The 383-nt window shown below is 66.3% G+C and carries 1 protein-coding gene; it reads left to right on the forward strand.

Translation table 11 applies throughout. From position 1 onward, the window contains the following. Nucleotides 1–383, forward strand: a 383-nt coding sequence (locus FY251_RS22240) for a penicillin-binding protein activator (protein ID WP_187367513.1), incomplete at both ends; no start/stop codon positions are given.

A 383-nucleotide genomic window follows, 5' to 3' on the forward strand; every position in this document is an offset into this window, starting at 1 on the left:
ATCCAGGGCCATACGCAACTGGCAGCGCGCATGGCCTGACCATGACGCAGCGTCGCCCCTGCCCGACGAGCTCGCGCTGCTTCGGGAGCTGTCGGAACTGCGCCCGGAGTCCGTGGCTTTGGCCCTGCCGTTGAGCGGCCCACTGGCCGGTGCGGGCGAGGCGGTAAGGGAAGGTTTCATGGCGGCCTACTACCAGGACCTGAGCAACCCCGAACGGGCGACTCCTGCCGTCACCCTTCACGACACCGGAGCCAGCACGTTCAGCAGTATCTATGCCGGAGTTCTGGAGACGGATACGGACCTGGTCGTCGGCCCGCTGCGCAAGGAAGCACTTGATCGGCTGACGGCCCAGCCTTCTCTGCCGACACCGGTGATGGCACTGA

Source organism: Haloferax sp. KTX1 (assembly GCF_902410085.1).
GTDB lineage: Archaea > Halobacteriota > Halobacteria > Halobacteriales > Haloferacaceae > Haloferax > Haloferax massiliensis.